Genomic DNA, 26511 nt, shown 5'->3' with positions numbered 1-26511 from the left:
GATGGGCAGGTGGATGGAGCCGCTAATCGCGCAGTTCGAGCTCTTCGATCAGCATGGACCATTGTGCGCCATGCTGGTCTCTGTCCAGTGGGTGACCCTGCACAACCGGGCGGTGCACGCTGAACTTGACGACGTTCAGATCGTCGATGTCGAACCGTTTGACAGCGCTGGTCGGCTGACCCAGTGCGGTGGCAATCTGCTCTGTCTGCAAGCTGTCCCGAATGCTGTGAAAGGCGGATTCATTGCCACAGAAGATATCTATGGTGACCCAGAATGGTCCGGCATTCTTGGAGCGCACGCTGTCTGCCAGATCGCTCACTTTCATACCAGGACCTCCTCGAGTCGTACGGCGCTCATCGGTTCGTCCAGTTCCAGAATGTGATTGAGGCAGAACTCGTACAGGGGGCCACGTGCCGTCTGTGCCGGGGAGTAGGGGAAGGCGAATGTCGGCAGCGATTCATCGTCCGTCAGCGGATAGTGCAGCAGAAAGGGATTGCTGAGCTTGCCGATTTCGTTGGCCATTTCCTGCGTCTCCGCCGTGATGATCAGCAGCACACCGGTTTCATGACCGGTCGAAGTCTGCGTTTCCAGCTCACCCAGCGTGGCGTTTTCACCGATGAGGCGAAAGTCCAGCTGAAAGGCAGTCTCCGACAGTGACAGGCTTGCGCTGATCTCACGATGCAGATGCCCTTCCAGACGCTTTACCCAGGCTCTGGCGTTGGCCACATAGCGAGGACTGCGCAACAGGGCCAGCAGGGTTGTCTGGAAGCCACCGAGCCGTGCTCCTTCGAGTTTGACGGTATAGGGCTGGGTGGGTATCCAGCGAGAGCCGGTGACTCTGACCCGGGTATCGTCCAGCGCCTCATAGCGGGCTTCACGTACATCCAGATGGCCACCCGGTTCATACAGGATGAAAGGATCGGTGTTCTCGTAGAGCATGTGGGCCGATACCGAGTGGGGGGTGCAGTGAGCCTGGTCGGCCGTTGGATAGATGGTGAAACCGGTATCGTCGATATCCACGACGATCACGCCGCTGGTGGGGTGGGTGGAGCACAAGGCACCACACTCGGCAATCTTGGCTGCGTGCCAGCAGGCACCGGGATGACAGCCGCGTGCCAGAGGCAGAGCGCTGACCACGGCCGTATCGGTGGTGCGTCCGGCGATGATGATATCGGCACCGGTAGCCAGGGCGGCCTGGATATGCTCGGCACCGGCCAGGGCTACGATGTGGGTGCAACTGTCCAGAATGGCCTGGTCGAGCGGCACGGCGGGTTCCAGCGGTTTGATGCGCTGCTGCGCCAGTTGTTCCTGCAGATTCGTCTTGTTCTGTTCGGTATAAAGCAGCGCGACCTTGAGAGGCGCTGCATCATGGTCTTGCCCGGTCTCTGCGGCAATCTCCCGGGTGATGTCCAGCATCCAGTTGACCATGTCATCGCTGCCACAGGTACCGGAAGAGCCGATGATCAGCGGTATGCCAAGTGCGGCACGGGCCTGCATCAACTGACGCCATTCGCGCACACAGACAGCGCGCGAATACTTGGACGTGCTGGTGCCGAGGGAATAGGGGCCACTGTCGGTGGAGCCGCCGTCGATGCAAATGACATTCGGGGACAGAGCCACCGCTCTGGCCAGCGCTTCGCTGTCAAAACCGAGACCCAGAACGCCGGATGGCACCAGGACTCGAGTACGGGAAATCATGTGATATGTGCCTGGGGTTTCTTGAGAAATCGTCGCAGGAATACCGGTGCGACAAAACCGGTGACCGCCGCTATCCAGAATCCGATGGCAATGCCGGATTGGAACAGATACTTCCAGTCACCGCCGGAAATGACCATGGCGCGCCGCAGGCTGTCTTCCATGTGATTGCCCAGCAGAATGCCGAGGATGATCGGTACGGTTGGTACGTTGAGTTTACGCAGAAAGTAGCCCAGCTGGCCGAAAAGGATCATCAGTACCAGGTCGAAGTAACTGCCGGACAGGGAGTAGATGCCCACGAAGGACACCATGCAGACACCCGGCAACAGGATCCAGGGCGGCACACTGAGTACCTTGACGAAGATGCGTACCATGGGCACGTTCAGAATCAGCAGCACGATATTGGCAATCAGCAGGGCTGCCATCAGACCCCAGACCACTTCCGGGCGTTCGGTGAACAGCAGCGGGCCGGGCGTGATGTTCAGTGTCATCAACAGCGCCAGCAGCACGGCGGTAGTGCCGGAACCGGGAACGCCCAGTGTCAGCATGGGCACCAGTGCGCCACCTGCCGCTGCATTGTTGCCGGCCTCGGGAGCGGCGACCCCGCGTGGGTCGCCCTTGCCGAAACGACTGCTGTCACGTACCCAGGCCTTTTCCCCCATGTAGGCCAGAAAGCTGCCGAGAGAGGCACCTGCCCCGGGCAATATGCCGGCAATGAATCCGACCACCGAGGCGCGCAGCATCGTGCCGAAGGAACGTGCGATGTCCTTGAAGGGGATGGTTATGGCGTCGAGCTTGACCCCGATGGCTGATGCACGGCCGTGGCTCTCGATGAAAATGAAGACTTCCGACACCGCAAACAGGCCAACGATGGCTACCAGGAAATCCACGCCGTCCATCAGGTGCAGGTTACCGCCGGTAAAGCGTCCCATGCCGGTGGAATTGTCCAGTCCGATCATCGCAATGCCCAGACCGATACAGGCGGCCAGGGCCGCCTTGCGCTGGTTGTCCGAGGCAATGCCTCCCAGCGTGGAGAAGGCCAGCAGGTACAGGGCGAAGTACTCGGAGGGGCCGAACAGATAGGCAACCCTGGCCAGCATGGGCGCGAGAAACATGAGGCCGATCGTGGCCAGCATGGCCCCGACGAAGGACGCCACACCGGAGAGTACCAGGGCATCACTGGCGCGCCCGGCTTTGGCCATGGGGTAGCCATCGAGCGTGGTCATGAGCGCCGGTTCATCCCCGGGAATATTGAGCAGGATGGATGATATGCGTCCACCATACATCGCGCCGTAGTAGACGCTGGTCATCAGAATGAGGGCTTCGGTGGCATCCAGCCCCAGTGAGAAAGCCAGTGGAATGAGGATGGCAACACCGTTGGACGGGCCAAGACCGGGCAAGGCTCCGACCATGGTGCCGATGATGCAGCCGGCAACGGCCAGTGCCAGAGTGGTGGGTGTCAGGGCAACGGCAAAGCCCTGGGCGAGCAGCGACAAGGTTTCCATGATCTAGCCCCCCATCCAACTGCGAGGCACTGCAAACAGACTCAGTCCGAGTGCGAACTTGAACAGTATGAACAGTCCGCCGGACAGGCCAATGCCGGTCAGGAGCGCCGATACGGGGCGCGAATGGATCTGGAAACTCAGCACACCCGCGGCGATGGCCGTGGGAATCAGAAAGCCCAGTGGCTTGAGGGTATAGGCATAGGCGATCAGCACCAGCAGGGCCAGCAACAGCTTGAACCAGGTAGCCGCGCCGGGCCAGCTGGGCTCGTCATCGGGTTTGAGGATGATCAGCAGAGCACACAGTGCTGCAATGGCGCTGACCAGACGTGGAAACACCTTGGGACCGACCGGGTCCACCAGAAAACCTGTCTGAATATTCGCTGCTGCCATGAAATAGGCGACAGAGGCAATCAGGACGATCAGTCCGAACAAACGATCACTCATGGCTGAATATCATCTCGCACACGGGTTGAAACGGGAAGCGGCAGAAAGTACCGGAGTGGGGCTGACCAAGACGCAGGCAGTCAAGGCAGGCCGGGCTCTGAACAGACAGAATCGATGGTCGTCAAGCCCCGCCGGTGTTCCTGCCGGCGGGTTACAGGGAGATCTGCCTGGCTGGCGCAGCCACGGCATCCTTGCCGATCGTGGCCGGGCATGGCGCAGGACGGGGCGTTTACTGGATAACGCCAATCTCTTTCGACAAGGTGCGAATTTCCTCGATGACACCGTCCACATAGCCCTGGAAGTCGGCACCGATACGAGTAAAGGGAGCCAGGCCATTGGCCGTCATCTGCTCGGCCCATTCATCGGATTCGGCGACCGCCGTCAGGGCATCGGCCCATTTGTTGTAGTCGTCATCGGATATCTCCTTGGGGACATACAGTCCGCGCCAGTTGACGGCGACGACATCGATACCCTGTTCCTTTGCAGTGGGAATGTCACTGAATTCCCCCGGCAGACGCTCATCGGTGAACGATGCCAGGACGCGAACATCACCGGCCTTGAGGAAGCCGACCACTTCGGAAATGTCGCCAGTCATCGCCTGGGTGAAGCCACCGATGGTCTGGGTGATGGCATCGGCTCCGCCATCCACGCCGATGTACTTGACCTTGGTGATGTCGTCGAAGCCGGCGCGGCCCAGAGCCATCAGGACTTTCAGGTGATCGAAACCGCCTACGGCAGAACCGCCAGCAAAGGCGACCTTGGATGGGTCAGCCTTGACGGCATCCAGCAAGTCATTCAGGGTTTGATAGGGCGCGTCCTTGGCGACAACGATGACACCGGGGTCGGCACCGATGGCACCCAGGAAGCGAACCTGATCGGAGGTCATTCCGCCAAAGGCATTCTGCGCCAGGCGAGTGGCGGTGGCCGAGGAGGCGGCGACGATAAGTTCCGCATCATCGGCACGTTCGGTGACAACGTGGGTGTAGGCCAGGCCACCACCACCACCCGCCATATTGGTCACCTGAATGGGGTCATCGACGGCCTTGATGTCGTACATGATCTTGCTGATGGAACGACAGGTGAAATCCCAGCCGCCGCCGGGATTGGCCGGTGCGATGCATTCGGCGGCCTGTGCACCGCTGCTGAGTCCGAGGCCGAGTACGACGGCAGCTGCCAGTCTGGTCAGATGGGTCTGTTTCAAGTCTCTCTCCAAGTCTTTCGGGGTTCATGCAAGCTCTGAACGGACATCGATGCGTCGTGCAATGGCTTGCCGGGTGTCAGTCGGCCAGAGGCCTACCGTGACGAACATTATCAGTATTGTTGATGCTTTGGACAAGCATTGGTGAAATCAGAGTATGAAATGTTGACCGGATTGCCGATGAGCTTGCGATTGTCGAGGTGCGGGAGTTTGCATTTGTCGATCAGTTCACCGACTATCAGTTCATCTGCACAATCGAACATTCAATGAATCAGAACCATGGCACGTAAACGACTGTTGATCGAAATGGGAATGGGAACCGACTTGCGCGGGCAGGACTATACGAAGGCTGCCGTTCGGGCGTTGAAGGATGCGCTGTGGCACAACTCGATATCCATCGCGCCTGCGCTCGGCTACCCGCGAGAGTCCATGGAAGTGGACGTGGAAATCGGTGTGGCTGACCCCGATGCGGTAAATCGTCAGACCGTGGCAGACGTGCTTCCGTACGGTCGAGCGCAGGTGAATGTGGTCAAGGGCGGGCTCGATATCGTCAACCGTGAGACCGGAAACACGACAGTCATGGCCAATGCAGTCGCCGTGGTGTACCTGGATATCGATGAGCAGCCCGCGTCCGGAGAACAGTCATGAGCTTGAAGCGAATCATCCTGGAGATGGGCACCGGCAATGATCTCTACGGTGAGGATTACACCAAGGCAGCTCGACGAGCCGTGCACGATGCACTCCATCACAGCTCGCTGACGCTGTTCCGCACTCTGGGACTGAATCGCGATGACATGCAGGTCACCGTCACCATCGGTGTGCAGAAACCGGAGCAGGTGGATGTCGATTCGGTGGCTGCCGAGGTGCCCTTCGGCACGGTGCAGGTGATGGTGGAGTTCGGCGGTTTGACCATCGAGGACACCGAAGCCGGCACCGTGACGGTCATCGCGGCGGCAGGTGTCGAAGCGTATCTGGATCTGCCGGATGAGAAGTTCACATTGCCGGCGAACTGATTGACGTGCCGCAGGCGGGGAGTCTGATCCCCCGGGGCGCCTCGTTTCAGTCGGCCAAGGAGGACTCTGCAGGTGTTCGGCATCGCAATGCCTGTCCCCTCGATCAACAGCAGAAGCGTTGATGAGTCATGGATCGGGCGGCAGCTCCACGGTCATCAGACCGGGAGCTGCCAGACGCTGATCAGCTCAGCAATCCGATGGTTCAGTCATCGCCGAGAACGGTGCAGATGGCATCGGCCAGCTTGTCCAGACCCCCTTCCGGCAGACCGGCGACATTGATACGGCCATCACCGACAATATAGATGGCGTGATCTTCGCGCAGGCTGTCGATATGCGCCGTGGAAAGCGGCAGGCGGCTGAACATGCCCTTCTGTGCGGCGATGTAATCGAAGCGGTCTGAATTGGAGCGCTTGCGCAGGGCTTCTGAAAATGCCTGGCGCAGTCCGACCATGCGCTGACGCATGGCTTCCAGTTCTTCCCGCCATTCATTGTTCAGACCGTCGTCGCTCAGCACGATTTCGGTGGTGTTGGCGCCGTGATCGGGTGGCATGGAGTAATTGGCGCGAATGACGCTGCCCAGTCGACCGTGGGCACGGGTGGCGTCGGCTTCGTTCTTGCCCAGCAGCATCGCGGCACCGACACGTTCGCGGTACAGACCAAGGTTCTTGGAGCAACTGGCAGCGACCACCATCTCGGGTACCCGGCTGGCCATCAGGCGTACAGCGGCGGCATCTTCTTCCAGTCCATCGCCGAATCCCTGATAGGCCAGGTCGACAAAGGGGAAGAGGTCCTTCTCGAGGAGCAGGTCGATGACTCGGTTCCACTCGTCCGTGCTCAGATCAGCGCCGGTGGGGTTGTGGCAGCAGCCGTGCAGCAGAACGATATCGCCGCTCTTTGCCTTGCTCAGGGTGGCCAGCATGTCATCGATACGTACCTGTCCGGTGGCGGCATCGTAATAGGGATAGTTCTGCAGTGAATAGCCGGCCGCTTTCATCAGCGGCACATGGTTGGGCCAGGAGGGGTCGGAAACCCAGATCTCGGCATCCGGTCGTCCTTCCTTCAGCAGGTCGGCCAGTACACGCAAGGCGCCGCTGCCACCAACGGACTGCGCAGCACGAATGCGCGAGGTGTCTGCATCCTTGCCGAAGACCTGGGCAATCATGGCTGCGCAGAACGGCGCACTACCTGTCGGGCTGACGTAGGCCTTGGTGTCCTGGGATTCCAGCAGACGGGTTTCCGCGCTCTTGATGGCACGCATGACCGGGGTCTTGCCGGCAGAATCCTTGTAGATCCCCACCCCCAGATCCATCTTGTTGGGACGGGTATCTGCCCTGAATGCCGCCATCAGGCTCAGGATGGCATCTGCCTTGGGTTCCGGTAATGCTTCAAACATGATCGTTCACTCGTCGGTTCGGTTGATCAATTGCTGAGTTGCCACTTGGTGGCAAGTTCGTCGAAAAAGCCTCGTTCGCTCTGCAGGCGAATCCAGGTATTGAGGTAGTTGATCCAGATCTGGTCTTCCTGCGGCACCAGCATGGCAACGGGGGTACGGGCTCGTGCTTCCTTGACGGGCACAATCATCATCTGCGGATATTTGGCCACCAGTTTGAACGCTTCCACGTTGGAGGTGATGTGCGCATCGGCGCGTCCAGCCAGCACTTCCTGGAAGTCACGGGCCGGGGCTTCGATGATCTTGTAGGCAGCGTCGGGAAAGAAGGTCTTGACCTGTTGCTCCTGAGTGGTGCCCAGCGTGGCCGCTACGGTGACTTCCGGCTGGTTCAGATCGTCCCAGTCGGTAAAGCGCTCGGCGTTGATGGCCAGAGTCAGCGGCACGGTGCTGAGTGAGAAATAGCTGTCGGTGTAGCCGGCTGCCTTGGCACGGCTGGCACTGATGGAGGCGCTGCCTGTCATGTGATACTTGCCGGAGGTGATGCCATTGACCAGCGTTTTCCAGTCAGCGGGAACCAGCTCGAGCTTGACGTCCAGATCTTCTGCCAGTTTTGTCACGACATCGATATCGTAACCCTTGTAGCTGTTGGTGGCCGGGTCCTTCAGTGTCATGGGGTCCCAATCGCCCGTGGTGCCGACCTTGAGGGTGCCGCTGGCCAGGATATCGGCCAATACGGAATCGGCGGCCATGGCAGACTGACACAGGGTGCCGGCCATCAGAAGCGTCATGACCGTGGAGCTGATGCTGTTGCCTACCAGTTTCTTGAGTCTTGCCAGCATGATTCTGTTACTAGTGTTGGTTGGACTACGGCAGTATACCCATTGAGGTGATTTACGGTTTGTTTTTGCGGACCATCGTACTGCGCTACAATCGGCCGATGTCTACACCAGTCATTCAGATCAGGAATCTGACCAAACATTACGGCGATTTCCAGGCTCTGACCGATGTCAGTCTGGAGGTCTGCGCCGGTGAGCGCATGGTCATCTGCGGACCTTCCGGCTCGGGCAAATCGACTCTGATTCGCTGCGTCAATCAGCTGGAGCAGCATGATGGCGGACAGGTTGTCGTGAATGGCACGGAGCTGGGCAAGAGTCGCAAGGCCCTGCGAGAGGCACGCACCCATATCGGCATGGTATTTCAGCAGTTCAATCTGTTTCCGCACCTGTCGGTACTGGAGAATCTCATGCTGGGCCCGCTGCGGGCTCGCAAGCTCTCGCGTGACAAGGCAGAATCCCTGGCACAACACTATCTGGAGAGGGTGCGCATACCGGAACAGGCCGACAAGTACCCGGGGCAGCTCTCCGGTGGGCAGCAGCAGCGCGTAGCCATCGCTCGCAGCCTGTGCATGGAGCCGGCCATCATGCTGTTCGATGAACCGACCTCGGCGCTGGATCCGGAAATGATTTCCGAGGTGCTGGATGTGATGATCGAGCTGGCCGAAACCGGCATGACCATGATGGTGGTCACTCATGAAATGGGGTTTGCACGCAAGGTCGCCGATACCATGGTCTTCATGGATGGCGGAGTCATCGTCGAGCAATCCACTCCTGCGCAATTCTTCTCCAACCCCGAGAGCGAAAGAGGGCGGCTCTTCCTTCAGCAGATACTGCAACACTGATGCACACCATTTCAAGGAAGGCTGGCCTTGCCATGCGCAAGCACCGCGGCTGCTGCCTGCTGCTGTTACTGACACTGCTGCTGAGCGGCTGTGCCGGACAACTGCAATGGTACGTGGTCTCTCCCATGACCGACGCGGGACGAGCCAATCTGCTGTTCATGCTCGGTGGGCTGAAGTACACGATCCTGCTGTCATTGACTGCCATCGTGATCTCGGTGGTCATCGGTCTGCTGGTGGCCTTGCCGGGTCTGTCCGTGAACCCCGTGGCGCGGGGCTTCAACCGACTGTATGTCGAGCTCGTGCGAGCGGTGCCGTTACTGGTACTCATCCTGTGGGTCTATTACGGCCTTCCCATCATGCTGGGAATCACCATCAACGTCTTCTGGGCCGGGGTGGTCGCGCTGGCGCTATCGGACAGTGCCTTCGAAGCGGAGATCTTTCGCGCCGGTATCCAGTCCATCGATCGCGGGCAGATTGAGGCATCCGATTCGCTGGGGCTGGGCTACATCGATCGCATGCGCTATGTCGTGCTGCCGCAGGCTTTGCGTCGGGTGCTGCCGCCGCTGGGCAATCAGCTGGTCTACATGCTCAAGATGTCCTCGCTGGTGTCTGTCATCGGCATGGAGGAGCTGACTCGACGAGCCAACGAGATGGTCACGGCCGAGTATCGGCCGCTGGAAACCTATACGGTGCTGATCCTCGAATATCTGGTGTTGATCCTGATCGTCTCCGCCGGTGTGCGCTGGCTGGAACGTCGCCTTTCCCGTCGTGAAGTGCGCTAGACACTTTCAGACTGCTGCCAATGTCAACCGTCCTGTTGCGACGTTCCCCGTTCCTGCTGCCGGTGCTGCTGGCCTGCGCCAGTCTGACCGTTATGGCCGGCGCGACCATCGCGCCCGGTCTGCCGGGACTGCTGGCGCATTTCTCCGATCATCCGGATGCCGACTATCTGACCCGGCTCATCCTGACCATACCGGGACTGGCCATTGCCATCACGGCACCGCTGGCCGGTATTCTGGCGGACCGCTTTGGCCGTCGTGTCCTGCTGCAGTTGGGCGTTCTCGTCTATATCGCAGCGGGCAGTGCCGGCCTGTGGCTGAATGATCTGAGCTGGCTGCTGTTCAGCCGCTTGCTGCTGGGCGGGGCGGTCGGCATGATCATGGTGTCATCCATGGCCTTGCTCACCGACCATTTTCAGGGGCCGGAGCGTGATCGGGCAATGGGCATCCAGTCGTCGGCCATGGCCGCTGGCGGTATCGTGTTCATTTCGGCAGGTTCCATCCTGGCCGACTGGTCCTGGCGAGCGCCGTTTGCCGTCTATCTGGTGCCGGTGCTGCTGCTGCCGCTTGTTCATCGGTATGTCAGCAAACCACCACCGAACCGGGACGAACCGGGTATCGATGGCGGCAGATTCCCGGTGGCTCATGCCATGTTCATCTACGCACTGGGCTTCGTGACCATGCTGCTGTTCTATTTCATTCCGACGCAGTTGCCGTTCCTGTCTCTGGAGTTGGGTGCGGACAGCCTGAAGGTGGCAGGCTTTGCCGTTGTGCTGAGTCAGATCTGCTCGTCGGTAGCCTCGGCCAATTATCAGCGTCTGCGTGCTCGATTCGGCAATCGTCAGATACTGCTGGGCAGCTTTCTGTGTCTGGCGACCGGCTTCTTCCTGCTCTCCCAGGCCCGCTCTCTCGTCACCATGTATGCCAGCATGCCGTTGATCGGCGTGGCACTGGGTTTCAATTTCCCCAATCTCACCATCTGGCTGATGTCGAAGGTGCCTGCGTCGATGCGCGGACGCGCCTCCGGCGGCATTTCCACAGCCGTCTTTCTCGGTCAGTTCCTGTCGCCGCTGCTCAGTCAGTTTCTGGCCAGTCGCTATCAGCTGAGTGGAGCCTTCTTCGGCGCCATGTTACTCATGTTGCTGCTGGTGGTGTTGCCCAATCTGATCGTTCTGTGGCGCCAGCGCACCGCTTGAGTGAGAACAGGAGGCCGCCGAGCGCTCGGCGGATCACTTCCTGTAATTGGTCGCTCATCAGCTGCCGGTATTCAGGGCCGACAGGTCGGCTACCAGGTCATTGAACTTCTCGCCCTGAATGGCGATGTGCGAGCGAATGGCATCGGCGGCCACCTCTGCCTGGCCCTGACACACTGCATCCACGATGATGCGGTGTTCATTCATTGACTGGCGCATGCGATACGGTACCCGCAGTTGCAGTCGACGGTAGGGTTGCAGACGACGGTGCAGGGCGGCAGCCTGCTGTTCCAGAAAACGGTTGCCGGAGAGCCGGTACAGTTCATTGTGCAGACGTTCATTGGCGTGATAGTAGCGATCACAATCGCCGGATTCCATCGCCTGTTCGCAGGCGTCTGCCAGATTCTGCAATGACTGCATGTCGGCCTTGCGGGAGCGGCGCGCTGCCAGCTTGACGCACAACGCTTCCAGCTCTGCCATCACCTCGAACATTTCCAGCAGTTCCTGTACGGAAGGGGTGCGTACGAACACGCCGCGGTTGGGGCGGTGTTCCAGCAGTCCGGAGGCCACCAGTTGCTTGAGGGCCTCGCGTATCGGCGTGCGCGACACATTGAAACGGCTTGCCAGCTGGGTTTCATCCAGATGCGAACCGCTACTGAATTCTCCCAGCAGAATGGCCTGTTCGAGTTGTTCCCGGATACTCGTCATGGGTCAGAACACTTGCATTCAACAGGCTTCATATTGTATACAACTATCGAGCCGTTGAATACACGGACGCGAGATCACCACCACAGATCACCACCACCAAGAGGATTCAGGAAATGCGTATCAAGCGAATCAGTATTGCCACGGTACTGGCGACAGGCTTGGCATCCGCTGCCGTTGCCAATGCCGAGGAATTGCGGCTGTCTCACCAGTGGTCCACTCAGGATATTCGCCACAAGGTGGCACAGATCGTGGCTGACGAGGTCGCGGCGGCAGGGGTGGATCTGGAGATCACCATCTTTCCTTCCAAATCCTTGTTTCCGCCACGTGAACAATACAAGCCCTTGTCCAGAGGCCAGCTGGACATGACCGTCTTGCCGCTGTCCTACGCTGGTGGCCAGCAGCCGGCTTACAATCTGACGCTGATGCCGGGGCTGGTCAAGAACCATGATCATGCGGCGCGTCTTAACGATTCACCGTTCATGGAAAGGCTGGAAGAGACCATGGCCGAGGACGATGTCATGGTGCTGGTGCACGGCTATCTGGCGGGTGGCTTTGCCGGCAAGGACAAATGCATCACCTCGCCGGAAGATGTGCAGGGTCTGCAGACACGGGCAGCGGGCAAGGCATTCGAGCAGATGCTGGCCTCGGCCGGTGCATCGATCGCATCCATGGCTTCCAGTGAAATCTACAATGCCATGCAGACCGGTGTACTGGATGCGGCGAACACGTCCTCGTCTTCCTTTGTGTCCTATCGATTGTACGAGCAGGTCAAGTGCTATACACCGGCAGCGGACGTTGCCCTGTGGTTCATGTACCAGCCATTGCTGATGAACAAGAGTACCTTCGATGGGCTGAGTGAAGCCCAGCAGACGGCGTTGCGGGAGGCGTCCGCGAAGGCGCAGGATTTCTATCTGGAAGAGGCGAAGAAGGAAGATGCCGCCTCGGTCGAGACCTTCCGTGAGGCCGGTGTCGAGATAGCCGAGATGTCTGCCGAGGAATTCGAGGCCTGGCGCGCCGTGGCACAGGAGTCCTCCTACAAGTCCTTCGTCGAAGATCTGCCCGAAGGACAGGAGTTGCTGGACCTGGCGCTGTCCGTTGAATGATGGCTGAACGTACACGCTCGCCCGCAGACCCATGGTGGATGCGGGCGATCTCCTTTGTGTCGCAGGTATGTGGGGCAGTGTCGGCCAGCATGATTCTGGCGTCGGTGCTGCTCACCTGTCAGATGATCTGGGTGCGCAAGATCAACAATGCGTCCACCGTCTGGCAGACGGAGACCGTGATCTATCTGATGATTGGCGCCACGCTGATCGGCCTGCCCTATGTGCAGTTGCTGAAGGGGCATGTCAATGTGGACCTCCTGCCCAGAATGTTGCCGGTATTCATGCGCAAGGGCCTGGCCTGCCTGACCCTGATGGCAGCAATCAGTGTCATCGGGGTCATGCTCTTCTACTCGGCCGAACTGTGGCACTTTGCCTGGAGCAAGGGCTGGTCATCAGACACGGTCTGGGGGCCGCCACTGTGGATTCCGTACCTGGCCATGCCCCTGGGGTTCGGCCTGTACCTGTTGCAGCTGGCTGCCGATCTGATGGCGATCATCAGCAACATCGATGAACCCTTTCCCGAGGCGACGCACTGATGGATCCCCTGCTGCTAGGCGCAATCGTCGCCATTTCCACCATCCTGGTGCTGTTCTCCGGAGTCTCGGTAGCCACCGGGCTGCTGATCGTGTCGGCCGGTTTTCTGATTGTCTTCGACGGGCTTCGCTCACTGGAACTGATGCCGGAGATCTTCTTCGGCAAACTGGACAGCTTTGCATTGCTGTCCATTCCGATGTTCATCATCATGGGATCGGCCATTTCGTCGACCCGCGCCGGTGCGGATCTCTACGAGGCGCTCGACCGCTGGCTGACGCGGGTGCCCGGTGGCCTGGTGATATCCAATCTGGGCGCATGCTCGCTGTTCGCGGCCATGTCCGGTTCATCGCCTGCAACCTGCGCGGCCATCGGCAAGATGGGCATACCGGAGATGCGCCGTCGAGGCTATCCTGATGGTGTGGCGGCGGGTTCCATCGCCGCTGGTGGCACCCTTGGAATACTGATACCGCCATCGGTCACCATGATCGTCTATGGTATAGCGACCGAGACTTCCATTGGGCGGTTGTTTCTGGCTGGTGTCTTTCCGGGGCTGCTGCTGGTGACCCTGTTCATGGCCTGGTCTATCTTCACGACCTGGCGGCAACAGGGCAGGGGCGGGGCATTGGAAGCCAGGCGCTACAGCTGGAAGCAGCGTGTGGAGATCCTGCCACGGGTTGTGCCGTTTCTGCTGATCATTGCCGGTGTGCTGTATGCGATGTACGGTGGCATCGCCACACCGTCCGAGACAGCTGCTGTCGGCGCCTTGCTGTGCCTGCTGATTGCCGTGATCATCTACCGATTGTGGAGTCCGACATCACTGTGGGTGGTGCTGCGGGATTCCACGCGAGAAAGCGTGATGATTCTGTTCATCATCGCAGCTGCCGGTGTGTTTTCCTACATGCTGTCCAGTCTCAGCATCACCCAGTCGATAGCGACCTATATCGGTACCCTGGAGGTCAATCGCTGGGTCCTGATGGGCATGATCAATGTGTTCCTGCTCATCGCCGGTTTTTTTCTGCCACCCGTGGCTGTCATTCTCATGGCCGCGCCGATACTGTTGCCGATCATCACTACCGCCGGATTCGACCCCTACTGGTTTGCGGTCATCCTGACCATCAACATGGAAATCGGCCTGATTTCACCGCCGGTCGGTCTGAACCTGTATGTCATCAATGGTATTGCGCCGGACATTCCGCTGAAGACCATACTGCTGGGCTCCCTGCCTTATGTGGCCTGCATGATTCTGGCAATTGTCATCTTGTGCCTGCTGCCGGATCTGGCAACATGGTTGCCTGACCAGGTCATGGGAGAGGCAGTATGACAGTCATCATCGGAAACCGTGCCAGTGAGGTGCTGGCACGATGAGTCGAATAAGCTATCTGTCCGAGCTGCTCAGTTCGGTCTTCGCACGTGACGAATCACAACATCAGGGCGAGGGGCAGGGTTCGTTGTCCGAGCTGTGTGATGCACTGCTGTCCCAGCGAGGCGAGATGTCCGGTCATCGCCTGGCTCGTGGCCTTCTGAATCGTTTTGCGGCAGCAGATCCGGATGAGCAACTGGTGTTCTTTCGACTGATGGCTGATCGCTATGACATCAATGCCGAACATGCCCTGCGAGCGGCGCAGCGGTATTCCGAGGAGAAGTCGGCAGATAATCTGTCGATTCTGATGGAGAGCGTCGAGCCTCGTCGGCAGGAGCTGCTGCGCAGGCTCAACCGGGTACCGGGCGCCACCAACGAGCTGGTGCGCATGCGTGCTCAGTTGCTTGCAGCGTGCAGGGAGCATCCGGAACTGCGTTGCATCGATGTCGACTTTCAGCATCTGTTTCGCTCCTGGTTCAATCGAGGCTTTCTGGTTCTGCGAGAGATCGACTGGCACAGCCCTGCCAGTATTCTGGAGAAGATCATCGCCTACGAGGCGGTACATGCAATCAACAGCTGGTCGTCCCTGCGCAGTCGTCTGGAACCGGATGATCGACGCTGTTTCGCATTCTTTCATCCGGCCATGGTCGATGAACCGCTTATATTCGTGGAAGTGGCGCTGACTCGCTCGACGCCCACCTCCATCCGGCAAGTCCTGCAGACCACTCGGGACATCGTGCCCCAGCAGGAAGCCACAACGGCCGTTTTCTATTCCATTTCCAACTGTCAGAAAGGCCTGGCCGGGGTCTCTTTCGGCAACTTCCTGATCAAGCAGGTGGCTCAGGAACTGTCTCGCCAGCTGCCGAACCTGGAGATATACAGAACCCTGTCACCCGTGCCGGGGCTGATGCGCTGGGTCGACAAGGCCCTGGACTCCGCCGAGTTGCAGCCCGCTGCTGCCGAGTCCGAAGTCGCTGAGGAACAAGGGCGCCTGCATGACGCCTTGCAGACGGCACAGCGCATCGCTGCCATGGACACCTTCGAACTGATCGAGGGTGATAACGAACACCTGAAGTTTCTGACGGCCCACTATCTGAAGAACGAGAAGCGCGCGGACAAGCTGCCACTGGACCCGGTTGCGCGATTCCATCTGGGCAATGGTGCCAGTCTCGATCAGGTACTGCCCGCAGCGGATGTGTTCAGGAAGGGCTTGTCGCAGTCTGCCGGCGTCATGGTCAGCTACCTCTATGATCTGGACAAGGTGGAAGACAATCATGAAGCCTATGCCAATGAAAATGTCGTCAAGGTGTCTCAGGAAGTGGATGCCTTGCTGGCCCGTCCGAAACGTACACTCAGAAGAGCCTGAGTTCAGAAACATATAGATGAAGGAGAAAATGACCGGATGAGTAATGTTCTGTTCGATGCCATCGTTGATGGCCGAAAGGCCGGTAACGGTGAACTGTTCATTGGCAATGCAGACGGTGACATCGGCGATCAGGCATTCCTCGATCTGAGTGCGCGCATGGCTGCCGTACTGCTCGATCGCGGTGTCGATGCGGGAGACAGAGTTGCAGTACAGGTGTCGAAGAGCATCGCGGCGCTGGCCTTGTACGTGGCCTGTATCCGCACAGGTGCGGTGTTTCTGCCGCTCAATACGGCCTACACGGAAGCAGAGCTCGATTACTTCATCGGTGATGCCACTCCCCGGGTGCTGGTGCTGGATCCGCAGAAGCGTGCCATGGGAGAGCGGCTGATCGGTGCATCGCAGTTGCTGACGCTCGATGGTGCGGGTGGCGGCAGTCTGATCGACAAGGCATCCGCCTGTGAGGCTGTGCAGGAGATCGTTGCACGGGGGCCTGATGATCTGGCGGCCATTCTGTACACCTCGGGCACCACCGGCCGATCCAAGGGAGCCATGCTGACTCATGCAAATCTGTTGTCGAATGCACAAACGCTGGTCTCGTACTGGCAATTCACGTCATCCGATGTGCTGTTGCATGCCTTGCCCATCTTTCATACCCATGGCCTGTTCGTGGCAAGCAATGTGATGCTGTTGTGCGGCGGACGCATGATCTTCCAGCCGGGCTTCTCGACCGATGCCGTGTTGCAGGCTCTGCCGTCTGCCACGGCCATGATGGGGGTTCCCACCTTCTATACGCGCCTGCTGGCTGATGAGCGATTCACGCGCGAGTGTGCCAGTCATATGCGTCTGTTCATCTCCGGTAGTGCGCCTTTGCTGGCCGATACCCATCGTGAATTCGAAGCGCGAACCGGACAGCGAATACTGGAGCGTTATGGCATGACGGAAACCAACATGAACACCTCCAACCCGGTGGACGGTGATCGCATTGCCGGCACCGTGGGGCGAGCCCTGCCTGGCGTGGAGGTGAGGGTCTGCCTGCCCGAGACCACGGAGCCCTTGCCGACGGGTGAAGTCGGCATCCTGCACGTACGTGGCCCCAATGTGTTTGCCGGTTACTGGCAGATGCCCGAAAAGACACGAGAGGAGTTGCTGGAAGATGGCTTCTTCATTACCGGGGATCTGGCCACGATCGATGAACGTCAATACGTCACCATCGTCGGACGATCGAAGGATCTGATCATCTCCGGTGGGTACAACATCTATCCCAAGGAACTGGAACTGCTGATCGACGAGTTACCGGGCGTGACCGAGTCGGCCGTGGTCGGTGTTCCCCATCCGGATTTTGGTGAAGCGGTGGTTGCCGTGGTCGTACGCGATGGCTCGGCGGCGGCCGCCGGGCTGACTGCGGAGAACCTGACTGCCGCCCTGGCAGACAGGCTGGCGCGCTTCAAACAGCCGAAGAAGGTCGAATTCGTGGCGGAACTGCCACGTAACACCATGGGGAAAGTGCAGAAGAATCTGCTTCGAGAGAAGCTGGATGATGCCTTTCGCTAGAGGCTGCAGAGACAGGCGTATTGACCGAGGGAACTGGAGCCGGGAAATCCCTTTCCCGGCGCCCCCTAAATGGCTGTCGCAAATGGTTCAGCCCTGACGTGACCTCAGTGGGTCACGTCTCGTCATTCTTGCGCGATGACTTGATTAGGGATAACGACGGGCAGCGCGGCAAATGTATGCCTCGAGCCGGTTTATGAGGGCTCTTCGGCGTTTGCAGGTCCGAAACTCGCGGACGGTAGACATTTAATCGAGTGTTGCCGCATTTCTGGCCTGAGTGATCGCCTTGCCGGGCGATCTGTCCCGGACCAGGGCAACCTGTTCGAAACCTCGTTGTTCGAGCTTGTCTTCACGCCATTGATTGGCATGGCGAAATGGCAGATACAGCAGGCCGATGAAGGACAGGATGGCAAATCCGATCGTACTCGCCTTGATCGCGACACTGGCAGCGGCGCCTGCATCGAGCCAGGCCATGCCGGAGATCAGCAATCCGGCGACCAGTATCAGCGACATGATGACGTACATCACTGCCGTGCCGAAAAGGTGTCGGTAGATCAGGAAGGGCAGAGTCAGAAACAGGGCAGACCAGGAAACGCCCCGCTTGACAGCCTGTGCCTGTGCGCCACGGCGCAGCACACTGTAAGGAGAACCGCTGGAGCGCTCTCCGGTCAGGTCAAGTGGCAGTTCGGGTCGACTGAGCAACTCCTCGTTCGAGGATGGCAGGTCAGCGGGGAGAGAGGCTGCCGAGATATCGGGTACCCGCACGGTGTCGGGACCGGTCGGCGCAGGACGAGTACGGTCTGACAAGGCTGCAGCGCCTGCTGCGGCAGCTGACATGGCGGCTGCAGGGATCGGCTCCTGAACCTGTGTGTCGCTGGCCGACGTATCGTCCTCGCCAGGCTCGTCGATGTCACCGAGATCGATGGCGTGGATCTCGCTGTCCTGCGCATCGTCGGGAACGCTTATCGGTTCAGACGTGTCGTCAAGCTGCGCTGAAGCTGGTTCGTCGGACAGTCTGGAGACGGCTTCGTCGGCATCCTGCTCGATGGAGTCGAAAATGGAATCCAGTCCGGTCGGATCACTCGAATCGGCAGGCTCCCCTTCAGTCGAATCGCCATCGAGTACCAGCGCCAGTTGTTCCTCGTCACTGGCACTTTCATGATCGTGCAAGGATTGCTCGCCAACAGCCACCACGTCACCGGGTTGTCCGGTGATCTCGGCAGCCTGTCGTTCGAGCTCTCTGGCCACACTGTCTGTATCGTGAAAGTCCTCCAGCGTCAGGGCATCTTCCCTGTCATCGGCGACCGTCTGCAACGGCTGGTCATCGCTGGCTTCCTGGACGACCGAATTCTCTGCCGTGTGCAGATCGTCATCGAGCCAGGCCATATCGTCGTCCAGAACGCCATGCGAGCCGGAAACGTCGCTGAAATCCGCTGTCATGGCGGCTTCATTGTCGTCAGCGCCAGTGGAGACCGGTGCGCCGGCTTCATACACGCCGCCGAGTAATGCTTCCAGTTCCTCGTCGGCACTGAGTTCGGTCTGTTGCTCGTCGATGCCGTGATCGCTTAGAGTGTCATCGGCATCGGATGCATCGGCCTTGTCCAGCTCGAAGACGGCAGTACCGTCCAGCTCGGAGGTCAGATTGATCGTCTCGTCGAGAAAGTCATCTTCCAGTTCCAGCTCATCCACGGCCTGCTCATCGCCCTCGGCGTCCGAGCCGGGTTTGACATCAAAGCTTTCCTCGAAATTCCGGCTTTGCACTGCCTCAAAATCGCCCAGCTCGTCCGAGGCTGCGGAATTGAGTGTGAGGGCGTCAACCTCGGGTCGTGGAGCCTGATCCATGCCCGAGGGCGTGGATATCGACTCTGGTGAGTCCTCATCGAAGTCGAGCGGCTCCAGGGCAAGTGAGGCGTCCACTGGATCGAGCTCGCCAGCGCCCATGGATGGGGAAGATGCTTCGGCCGCCGCGCGCTCCGCAATCAGCTCCTCGACACGCAGGTTGGTGTACAGGTAACGTGCCTCATCGTGATCATCACTGGCCAGAGCGCAGGCTCTGGCCCAGATGTGCGGCCGGCGTTTGTCCGTATTCAGCTCATCGGCAGCTTGCTGGTAAAGATCTTCATCTATCATTTTTGGTCAATCATGGTTGGCCACTTATCAAGTCGACGTCCTGAAGCAGCTCGCGGGCAGATGGCTGAAGGCGGGCTGACGACTCGGCAACAGGTGGGAAGTTTAACCTTTATGTCGCATAAAATCCGCTGTCCGTGGGGCGTGCAGGGCGCCACGAAGCGCCGTTGGCTATCAACCGCCGACGTTCGGTCAAACCGGGCCCCTGCATCGTGGTGCTGATCAACCAACTGGATATTCGGTGAATCCGCGACAGGCTCCGCGTGTCCCGGACCGCTGCACGCCTGCAAGCTGTCATGAGCTTCGCGAAAACCGTGCCGGAATGCTTGCGTTGCAAGACGCGCGTCTTGTCGGGTGTATCGTCGGCGACAAACCCCCATCGTCATTGTCAGGCAGTTCGATATCAGGCGGCTCGATAGTCAGGCGGCTCGATAGTCAGGCCGCTCGATAAGCAGGCAGCTCGACCTCTGCTGTATGCAGCGAATGCGGCGTCATCCAGAGACGACTCTGGTGCAGCATTGCGCCAGCGACAGGTGTCCACGATCGTCATCGCCAGCCCGCCGGTCATTCGAACCTCGGGATGCGGCATGGCTGATTCAGTTGCAACCGGTTGCAAAAAGTGCTTGCAACGGACTAACGTTGACAGCATAATCACAGCAGTTGTGAACAGGCGAGCGCATTCATCTCACGTTCTACCGGAGGAATCTTGTTCAGATTGGCACTCAATCACATGACCCTGGCAAAGGCTTCGTACACCGAGTTGCTGGCAACCGCCAGCCGGTTGAATGGCGTGGGTATCGAGGTCCGCAATGATCTGGCCGGAGATCTGTTCGATGGCATGAGTGCTGCTGCAGCGGGTCAGGCCGCACGAGATGCCGGTTTGCAGATTCTGGCCGTGGCCGAGGTGTGCGGCTTTGACGATGACAAGGTCGACAAGCTGCCGGAGGCCCGGGAGTTGCTTGCCCTGGCGTCGGAATGCGGGGCCTCGGCCATCAGCCTGATTCCGCGAAATGATGGTCGTGGCATCGGTGCCGAAGAACGCCGGCGGAATCTGACAGCGGCAATGCAAGGCCTGCAGCCCTTGCTGGAGCAGCACGATGTCATCGGGCTGATCGAGCCACTGGGATTCACCAGCAGTAGCGTTCGCAGCAAGGCAGAGGTCGTGGCGGTCATCGAGGCGCTCGATGTGGCGCATTGCTTCAGGCTTGTTCACGATACCTTTCATCATCATCTGGCCGGGGGAGGACCTGTCTTCCCGGAACATACCGGAATCGTTCATGTCTCCGGTGTGACGGATCCCGGCCTGTCTGTCGACGAGATGCAGGATGCCGATCGGGGCCTGGTCGATGCGCATGATCGACTGGGCAATCTCGAGCAGTTGCGCGAGCTCATCCGCGGCGGTTATCTCGGGCCGGTGTCGATGGAAGCCTTTGCCCCGCAGGTTCACGAACTGCAGGACCCACTGTCAGCGTTGCAAGAGTCGCTGGCTTTCATGCGTCATGCCTTGCAGGCCGAACCTGCATGATGACCGAATCCACCATGTTTTTCACAGAACCCTGTTCAAGGGCATTTTCCGGTTTCAGAACTTGTGCACCGGACACCACACCAGGAGAAGAGAAATGAAGAAGACACTGATTGCTGCCGGGATTGCCACCATGATCTCGGGATCAGCCATGGCTGAATCCATCGGCGCCACCATTGCCAGTTTCGACGACAACTTTCTGACCGTCATGAGAAATGCAATGACGGATCATGCCGAGTCCATCGATGGCGTCGATATCCAGGTAGAGGACGCCACCAATGACGTCGGCAAGCAGCTCAATCAGATACAGAATTTCATCGCCGCCGGTGTCGATGCCATCATCGTCAATCCGGTCGATACCGACGCCACGGCTGCCATGTCGAAGGCTGCTGCCGATGCAGGTATCCCGATGGTCTATCTCAATCGTGAGCCGGTCAACGTCAACGAATTGCCTGACAATCAGTCTTTCGTGGGCTCCAACGAAATCGAGTCCGGTACCTTGTCCGCTTTCGAGGTCTGCAAGGAGTTGCGTGCTGCGGGCAAGTCCGGCGGTGCCAATGTTGTGGTCATGATGGGGCAGTTGAGCAATCAGGCTGCGGTGCAGCGCACCAAGGACGTCAAGGATGTCGTTGGCATGGATATGTGCAACTTCATGAACATCGTGGAAGAGCAGACTGCCAACTGGAGCCGTGTCGAGAGCCAGGATCTGATGACCAACTGGATCTCGGGTGGGGTCGAGTTCGATGCGGTGCTGGCCAACAATGACGAAATGGCGATCGGCGCCATCCAGGGCATGAAGGCCGCCGGCATGGACATGGCGGACGTCGTGGTGGGTGGTGTGGATGCCACATCCGATGCACTGGCTGCGATGAAGGCGGGTGATCTTGACGTCACTGTCTTTCAGGATGCGGCAGGTCAGGGCGCAGGTTCTGTCGATACGGCGCTGAAGCTGGTCGCCGGCGAAGAGGTTGAACAGAAAGTCTATATCCCCTTCCAGCTGGTCACTCCCGCTAACGTGGATCAGTTCTGATTTCACACGATGTAGTTTGTCTTGTGGGCAGCCTTTGCAGGCTGCCCCTTCGGTCTTGAACAGGAGTCTTAATCGTCATGGTGGGAGAATCAGCCGCGGGTGCTGCGTTGCCTGTAACCAAGAAAAAGCGCCATTGGCCGCCAGAGCTCAATGCCCTGATCGGACTGATCGGCATCGCCATCATCTTCGAGATACTGGGCTGGGTGGTCCGCGATCAGAGCTTCTTTGGCAACGTCGTTCGACTCAAGATCATGATTCTGCAGGTATCGATCATCGGTATCATTGCGATCGGTGTCACGCAGGTCATCATCACTGGTGGTATCGATCTCTCATCCGGCTCGGTAGTGGGTGCCACGGCGATGATCGCCATGAGTTTTGCGCAGGTTGGCAGCTATGACAAGGCCATCTTCCTGCAACAGGGTTGGGTAGATCTGCCTGTCATCATTCCCATTGCCGTGGGGCTGGCGTGTGGCCTGTTGGCAGGCTTCATCAATGGAGCCCTGATCGCGTATACGAAGATTCCGCCATTCATTGCCACACTTGGCATGATGGTCTCGGCCAGAGGCGTGGCCAAGTGGTGGACCAAAGGTCAGCCAGTGTCTTTTCCCACCGATCAGTTTGCCGCATTGGGTGAAGGCATGATGCCGGTGTTCATCTTTCTGGGCATTCTTCTGCTGTTCCACCTGATCATGACCTACACCGTCTATGGCAAGCATACCTATGCCATCGGTTCCAACCAGGACGCAGCTCGCATGTCGGGTATCAATGTCGAACGACACCTGGTGCTGGTCTATTCCATCGCCGGTCTGTTGGCGGGGGTGGCGGCAATGGTCCTGGCTGCACGGGGTCTGACAGCGCAATCGGGCATGGGAGTGATGTACGAACTTGATGCCATCGCAATGACGGTCATTGGTGGCGTATCCCTGGCCGGCGGACGTGGTTCCCTGATCGGTACGGCCATCGGCATGTTGATATTCGGTGTCATCATTTCCGGTTTTACCTTCATCCGGCTGGATGCCTTCTACCAGGAAATGATCAAGGGCGGCATCATCGTGGGAGCGGTGGTGGCAGATGTCTATCGTCAGAAGCGACGCGCAGCGGAGAGTTGAACACATGAGCGACATCATTCTCAAGACCGAAGGACTGACCAAGCACTACGGTGGTGTGCACGCCCTCAACGATGCAAATTTCGAGCTGCGTGCCGGTGAACACGTGGCAATCATGGGGGACAATGGGGCGGGCAAATCGACATTCGTCCGCCAGATTACCGGTGTCGAGCAGCCGACGCGAGGCAAGCTGTTCTTTCTGGGCAAGGAGGTGCACTTTTCCGGTCCACTGGATGCGCGTGAAGCGGGTATCGAGACGGTGTTTCAGACCTTGGCTCTGGCAGATGATCTGGATGTGCCGTCCAATCTGTTTCTCGGCCGGGAAAAGACGCTGTTGAATCTGGGACCGTTTTCCATTCTCGACCGTCGCGGCATGCGAAAGGCCACCGAGGAAGGATTGAAGCGCACGGCTGTCAAGATTCCCAATATCAACAACCCCATTCGCAACATGTCGGGTGGTCAGCGTCAGTGCGTGGCCATCGCCCGGACGGCCACCTTCCATTCGAAGCTGACCATCATGGATGAGCCGACTGCCGCACTGGGTGTGCAGGAAACCGAACAGGTGGAAAACATCGTTCGAACGTTGAAGGCGGCTGGCGAACCACTGATTCTGATCAGTCACAACATGCGACAGGTATTCGACCTGGTTGATCGTATAATCGTGTTCAGACGGGGTAGGATCGTGGCCAACCTGAATGCGTCGGAAACCGACGGGCAGGATGTCGTGTCCTACATTACTGGCGCCAAGACCGGGGCCGAATACGCAGGCGCTGCCTGATGCGAACACGACAATCATGCAATTGTTTGAACTGCACATAGACTTCTTTCGGCCGATCTGGCGCCGTGTGGTGCTGGTCGCCGTCTGTCTGGGCTGGGCTGTTTTCGAATTCATTACCGGCGCCCCGTTCTGGGGCATCATTTTCGGAGCCATGGGGGTTTATGCGCTGTGGCAGTTGTTCCTGTGCAACTGGCCGGATGACACTGCCGGGCACTGAGGGGTGAGTGTGGTCACACTCAAGGATGTGGCGGAACGCGCGGGTGTGTCACGTTCCGCCGTATCACGTGCCTTCACCGATGGTGCCTCCGTCTCGGAAACCATGCGACGCAAGGTTGAGAAGGCCGCTGCGGAGCTGGGCTACATGCCGAATGCGCTGGCATCGAGCCTGACCACCGGGCGTACACGGCTCATCGGACTGGTCTCGAACAACTTTCACAACCCGATCTTTCTGGAAGTCTTCGATCTGTTCACTCGTGGCCTGCAGGACAGGGGCTTGCGCCCCTTGCTGGTGAACCTCAGTGAGGAGACCGATCCCGGCAATTCACTGCGCATGTTGCGACAGTACTCGGTGGACGGGGTCATCGTTGCATCCTCCACTCTGACCCCGGAGTTCTCGCAAGCCTTTCGGCAGGCCGGCATGCCGGTGGTGCATTCCTTCGGCCGGCAGTCCAGTTCACCACAGGTACACGTCGTCGGTATCGACAATGTCGAATGCGGTCGGATTGCGGCGCGTGAACTGCTGGAGAGGGACTACAGGCGTGTTGCCTTCCTGGGAGGGCCGGAAACAGCAACCTCGACACAGGATCGTCAGCAGGGCTTTCTGGCCGAGCTGGCATTGCATGAGCAGGTCGAGGTCACGTATTCCCATGCTGACAATTATTCCTTCGAGGCGGGGCGCAGGGAAATGCTGCGTCTGTTGCAGGGGCAGCCAGCCGAGGCCTATTTCTGCGGGGATGATGTGCTGTCCATTGGCGCGCTGAGCGCCATCCGGGATGCCGGTTTGCGGGTTCCCGAAGATGTCGGCGTGATAGGGCTGAACGATATGGAAATGTCGGGTTGGGAAAGCATTGCCCTGACGACCATCCGGCAACCGATTGCGCAGATCATCAGTTCATCGATCGAACTGATCGTGGCCATGCTGGAGGAGCCGGACCGCTATCCGGAGGCCCGGCTGTTTCCCAGTACGGTGGTGGAACGAAGTACTTTGCGACCGCGCCCGCGCCCTTGAGGCTAGCGGACACGGTCTTCCTGCCACTGGTCGTGACGGATCAGCGAAACATCGGCGGGCGGGCATCAACCCACTGGCCTTCGGCTGCGCCAGACTCGGCCACCGCCACCACCGCTGCCATCGAACGCAGGCCATCAGCGGCACGCGGGTAGAGATCCGCTGCCGGGTCAATGGCACGACCTTCATTGCTGGCCCGGATGGCCTCGGCCAGATCCTTGTAGATGTTGGCAAAAGCCAGCGGCATGCCTTCGGCATGGCCGATGGTGACGCGTGTGGTGCGATCCGCTTCTGGGGAGAGATTGGCTTCGCCGCGTTCGATGATCTGCAGACGCTCGTTCAGGGGCATCCAGTACAGCTGGTTGGGATGCTCCTGTGACCAGCGCAAGCCGCCTTTCTCACCAAACACCTGAATCCCCAGGCCGTGCTGCCGACCGATGGCTATGGATGAGGTCCACAGGCGACCGACTGTGCCACCGCTCATGCGGAAATTGACCATGGCATCATCTTCGAGCTCGCGTGAGGCGATGCAGGAGACGGTATCGGCAGACAGTCGCGTGACTTCCTCTCCGGTGACGAAACTGGCCATGTGCAGGGCATGAATGCCGCAGTCGGCAAACTGCGCGGAGACGCCGGCCTGGGCCGGATCGTAGCGCCAGCGCACGCGTGGATTGTCGGCATCGGCCGCATCGGCATGATGTCCATGAGCAAACTCGGCATTGACCAGGCGGATTCTGCCCAGGTCGCCGCGCGCAATCATGGCCCGCATGTGGCGAACCAGAGAGTAACCGGAATAGCCGTAGTTCACCGCGCAGATGCGCTGGTTCTGTTCGGCAGCCCTGACGATCTGCTCACCCTCATCGACGGTCATGGTCATGGGCTTTTCGCACAGTACGTGAAAACCGGCTTCCAGAAAGGCCTTGGTGATCTCGAAATGGGTGGAGTTCGGTGTGGCCACCGTTACCAGTTGAATGCGGTCTTCGCGGGCAGATTCTCCGGCCAGCATTTCCCGCCAGTCTCCGTAGGAGCGATCCGCTGCCAGGCCCAGTTGCTGACCATACTGACGACCGGCCTCGGGTCGGTGGTCGAGTGCAGCGGCACTGAACTCGAACAGGCCATCCAGGCCGGCGCCCAGGCGGTGAGCCGGTCCGATCTGGCTGCCTTCGCCGCCGCCGATCATGCCCCATTGCAATTTTTTCATGTTCTTCG

The 26511-nt window shown here is 59.2% G+C and carries 26 protein-coding genes; 16 read left to right on the top strand and 10 right to left on the bottom strand.

Translation table 11 applies throughout. The annotated features are described in order from the left end of the window. Positions 1 to 22: 22 nt before the first annotated feature. From ACUNV4_RS17005 to ACUNV4_RS16985, 5 genes are all read right to left on the bottom strand, one after another. Positions 23 to 325, bottom strand: coding sequence for a DUF4387 family protein (locus ACUNV4_RS17005; RefSeq protein WP_430879789.1), 303 nt, complete (start codon positions 323 to 325; stop codon positions 23 to 25). Beyond that, positions 322 to 1698 (bottom strand): acyclic terpene utilization AtuA family protein, encoded by a 1377-nt coding sequence (locus ACUNV4_RS17000; RefSeq protein ID WP_430879788.1) that lies wholly within the window; start codon positions 1696 to 1698, stop codon positions 322 to 324. The genes ACUNV4_RS17005 and ACUNV4_RS17000 overlap by 4 nt, the downstream gene beginning before the upstream one ends. Continuing rightward, on the bottom strand, positions 1695 to 3200 hold the full coding sequence (locus tag ACUNV4_RS16995) for a tripartite tricarboxylate transporter permease (protein WP_430879787.1): 1506 nt from the start codon (positions 3198 to 3200) through the stop codon (positions 1695 to 1697). The genes ACUNV4_RS17000 and ACUNV4_RS16995 overlap by 4 nt, the downstream gene beginning before the upstream one ends. Positions 3201 to 3203: 3 nt before the next feature. Then, positions 3204 to 3644: a tripartite tricarboxylate transporter TctB family protein gene (locus ACUNV4_RS16990; RefSeq protein WP_430879786.1), complete on the bottom strand. Its 441-nt coding sequence runs from the start codon at positions 3642 to 3644 to the stop codon at positions 3204 to 3206. Between the two features lie 229 nt (positions 3645 to 3873). Next, positions 3874 to 4845, bottom strand: coding sequence for a Bug family tripartite tricarboxylate transporter substrate binding protein (locus ACUNV4_RS16985; protein ID WP_430879785.1), 972 nt, complete (start codon positions 4843 to 4845; stop codon positions 3874 to 3876). 276 nt (positions 4846 to 5121) lie between these two features. Between ACUNV4_RS16985 and ACUNV4_RS16980 the strand changes: the two genes are divergently transcribed. Both ACUNV4_RS16980 and ACUNV4_RS16975 read left to right on the top strand, forming a co-directional pair. Further along, positions 5122 to 5490, top strand: a complete 369-nt coding sequence (locus ACUNV4_RS16980) for a Lin0512 family protein (RefSeq protein ID WP_430879784.1) — start codon at positions 5122 to 5124, stop codon at positions 5488 to 5490. Next, positions 5487 to 5855 carry a Lin0512 family protein gene (locus ACUNV4_RS16975; RefSeq protein WP_430879783.1) on the top strand — a complete coding sequence of 123 codons (369 nt, stop codon included), beginning with the start codon at positions 5487 to 5489 and terminating at the stop codon, positions 5853 to 5855. Before ACUNV4_RS16980 ends, ACUNV4_RS16975 begins: the two co-directional genes overlap by 4 nt. A gap of 202 nt (positions 5856 to 6057) precedes the next feature. Here ACUNV4_RS16975 and ACUNV4_RS16970 read toward each other — a convergent pair whose 3' ends face one another. Further along, positions 6058 to 7248 carry an amino acid aminotransferase gene (locus tag ACUNV4_RS16970; RefSeq protein ID WP_430879782.1) on the bottom strand — a complete coding sequence of 397 codons (1191 nt, stop codon included), beginning with the start codon at positions 7246 to 7248 and terminating at the stop codon, positions 6058 to 6060. Positions 7249 to 7274: 26 nt separating this feature from the next. Beyond that, positions 7275 to 8084 (bottom strand): transporter substrate-binding domain-containing protein, encoded by an 810-nt coding sequence (locus ACUNV4_RS16965; RefSeq protein ID WP_430879781.1) that lies wholly within the window; start codon positions 8082 to 8084, stop codon positions 7275 to 7277. Positions 8085 to 8182: 98 nt separating this feature from the next. On the opposite strand from ACUNV4_RS16965, the gene ACUNV4_RS16960 reads away from it, so the two are divergent. Genes ACUNV4_RS16960 through ACUNV4_RS16950 form a run of 3 tightly spaced genes read left to right on the top strand, consistent with a single transcriptional unit; the run spans position 8183 to position 10898 of the window. Further along, positions 8183 to 8923: an amino acid ABC transporter ATP-binding protein gene (locus ACUNV4_RS16960; RefSeq protein WP_430879780.1), complete on the top strand. Its 741-nt coding sequence runs from the start codon at positions 8183 to 8185 to the stop codon at positions 8921 to 8923. A 32-nt stretch (positions 8924 to 8955) separates the two neighbouring features. Then, the gene (locus ACUNV4_RS16955) at positions 8956 to 9705 is read left to right on the top strand and encodes an amino acid ABC transporter permease (protein ID WP_430879779.1); all 750 of its coding nucleotides are present in this window, start codon (positions 8956 to 8958) and stop codon (positions 9703 to 9705) included. A 20-nt stretch (positions 9706 to 9725) separates the two neighbouring features. Next, positions 9726 to 10898 carry an MFS transporter gene (locus tag ACUNV4_RS16950; protein WP_430879778.1) on the top strand — a complete coding sequence of 391 codons (1173 nt, stop codon included), beginning with the start codon at positions 9726 to 9728 and terminating at the stop codon, positions 10896 to 10898. A gap of 57 nt (positions 10899 to 10955) precedes the next feature. Here ACUNV4_RS16950 and ACUNV4_RS16945 read toward each other — a convergent pair whose 3' ends face one another. Next, positions 10956 to 11603, bottom strand: a complete 648-nt coding sequence (locus ACUNV4_RS16945) for a GntR family transcriptional regulator (RefSeq protein ID WP_430879777.1) — start codon at positions 11601 to 11603, stop codon at positions 10956 to 10958. Positions 11604 to 11716: 113 nt separating this feature from the next. On the opposite strand from ACUNV4_RS16945, the gene dctP reads away from it, so the two are divergent. The 5 genes from dctP to ACUNV4_RS16920 are packed head-to-tail and all read left to right on the top strand — an operon-like array spanning position 11717 to position 17517. Then, complete coding sequence (dctP, locus tag ACUNV4_RS16940; RefSeq protein WP_430879776.1) at positions 11717 to 12706, top strand: TRAP transporter substrate-binding protein DctP; 990 nt, start codon at positions 11717 to 11719, stop codon at positions 12704 to 12706. Then, positions 12706 to 13242, top strand: a complete 537-nt coding sequence (locus ACUNV4_RS16935) for a TRAP transporter small permease subunit (RefSeq protein ID WP_430879775.1) — start codon at positions 12706 to 12708, stop codon at positions 13240 to 13242. The genes dctP and ACUNV4_RS16935 overlap by 1 nt, the downstream gene beginning before the upstream one ends. Beyond that, the gene (locus ACUNV4_RS16930) at positions 13242 to 14561 is read left to right on the top strand and encodes a TRAP transporter large permease (protein WP_430879774.1); all 1320 of its coding nucleotides are present in this window, start codon (positions 13242 to 13244) and stop codon (positions 14559 to 14561) included. Before ACUNV4_RS16935 ends, ACUNV4_RS16930 begins: the two co-directional genes overlap by 1 nt. Before the next feature lie 40 nt (positions 14562 to 14601). Continuing rightward, a complete protein-coding gene (locus tag ACUNV4_RS16925) occupies positions 14602 to 15966 on the top strand; it encodes a malonyl-CoA decarboxylase (protein WP_430879773.1) in 1365 nt (454 codons plus the stop codon). A 36-nt stretch (positions 15967 to 16002) separates the two neighbouring features. Beyond that, positions 16003 to 17517 (top strand): malonate--CoA ligase, encoded by a 1515-nt coding sequence (locus tag ACUNV4_RS16920; protein ID WP_430879772.1) that lies wholly within the window; start codon positions 16003 to 16005, stop codon positions 17515 to 17517. A 243-nt stretch (positions 17518 to 17760) separates the two neighbouring features. Here the strand turns inward: ACUNV4_RS16920 and ACUNV4_RS16915 are convergent, their stop codons facing one another. Beyond that, on the bottom strand, positions 17761 to 19644 hold the full coding sequence (locus ACUNV4_RS16915; protein ID WP_430879771.1) for a hypothetical protein: 1884 nt from the start codon (positions 19642 to 19644) through the stop codon (positions 17761 to 17763). A gap of 703 nt (positions 19645 to 20347) precedes the next feature. Between ACUNV4_RS16915 and ACUNV4_RS16910 the strand changes: the two genes are divergently transcribed. From ACUNV4_RS16910 to ACUNV4_RS16885, 6 genes are all read left to right on the top strand, one after another. Next, a complete protein-coding gene (locus tag ACUNV4_RS16910) occupies positions 20348 to 21166 on the top strand; it encodes a TIM barrel protein (protein ID WP_430879770.1) in 819 nt (272 codons plus the stop codon). A 94-nt stretch (positions 21167 to 21260) separates the two neighbouring features. Continuing rightward, positions 21261 to 22193 carry a sugar ABC transporter substrate-binding protein gene (locus tag ACUNV4_RS16905; protein ID WP_430879769.1) on the top strand — a complete coding sequence of 311 codons (933 nt, stop codon included), beginning with the start codon at positions 21261 to 21263 and terminating at the stop codon, positions 22191 to 22193. A 77-nt stretch (positions 22194 to 22270) separates the two neighbouring features. After that, positions 22271 to 23302, top strand: a complete 1032-nt coding sequence (locus tag ACUNV4_RS16900) for an ABC transporter permease (protein WP_430879768.1) — start codon at positions 22271 to 22273, stop codon at positions 23300 to 23302. A 4-nt stretch (positions 23303 to 23306) separates the two neighbouring features. Then, entirely contained in the window at positions 23307 to 24077 is a 771-nt protein-coding gene (locus ACUNV4_RS16895) for an ATP-binding cassette domain-containing protein (RefSeq protein WP_430879767.1), read from the top strand. Positions 24078 to 24093: 16 nt separating this feature from the next. Beyond that, positions 24094 to 24294: a hypothetical protein gene (locus ACUNV4_RS16890; RefSeq protein ID WP_430879766.1), complete on the top strand. Its 201-nt coding sequence runs from the start codon at positions 24094 to 24096 to the stop codon at positions 24292 to 24294. Between the two features lie 3 nt (positions 24295 to 24297). Continuing rightward, entirely contained in the window at positions 24298 to 25305 is a 1008-nt protein-coding gene (locus ACUNV4_RS16885) for a LacI family DNA-binding transcriptional regulator (RefSeq protein ID WP_430879765.1), read from the top strand. Positions 25306 to 25345: 40 nt separating this feature from the next. Here the strand turns inward: ACUNV4_RS16885 and ACUNV4_RS16880 are convergent, their stop codons facing one another. After that, a complete protein-coding gene (locus tag ACUNV4_RS16880; RefSeq protein ID WP_430879764.1) occupies positions 25346 to 26503 on the bottom strand; it encodes a Gfo/Idh/MocA family protein in 1158 nt (385 codons plus the stop codon). Positions 26504 to 26511 lie beyond the last annotated feature (8 nt).

This window comes from Granulosicoccus sp. 3-233 (assembly GCF_052681095.1).
The sequence above is the reverse complement of the archived record's forward strand: the minus strand, read 5'-3'. Positions and strand labels throughout refer to the sequence as shown.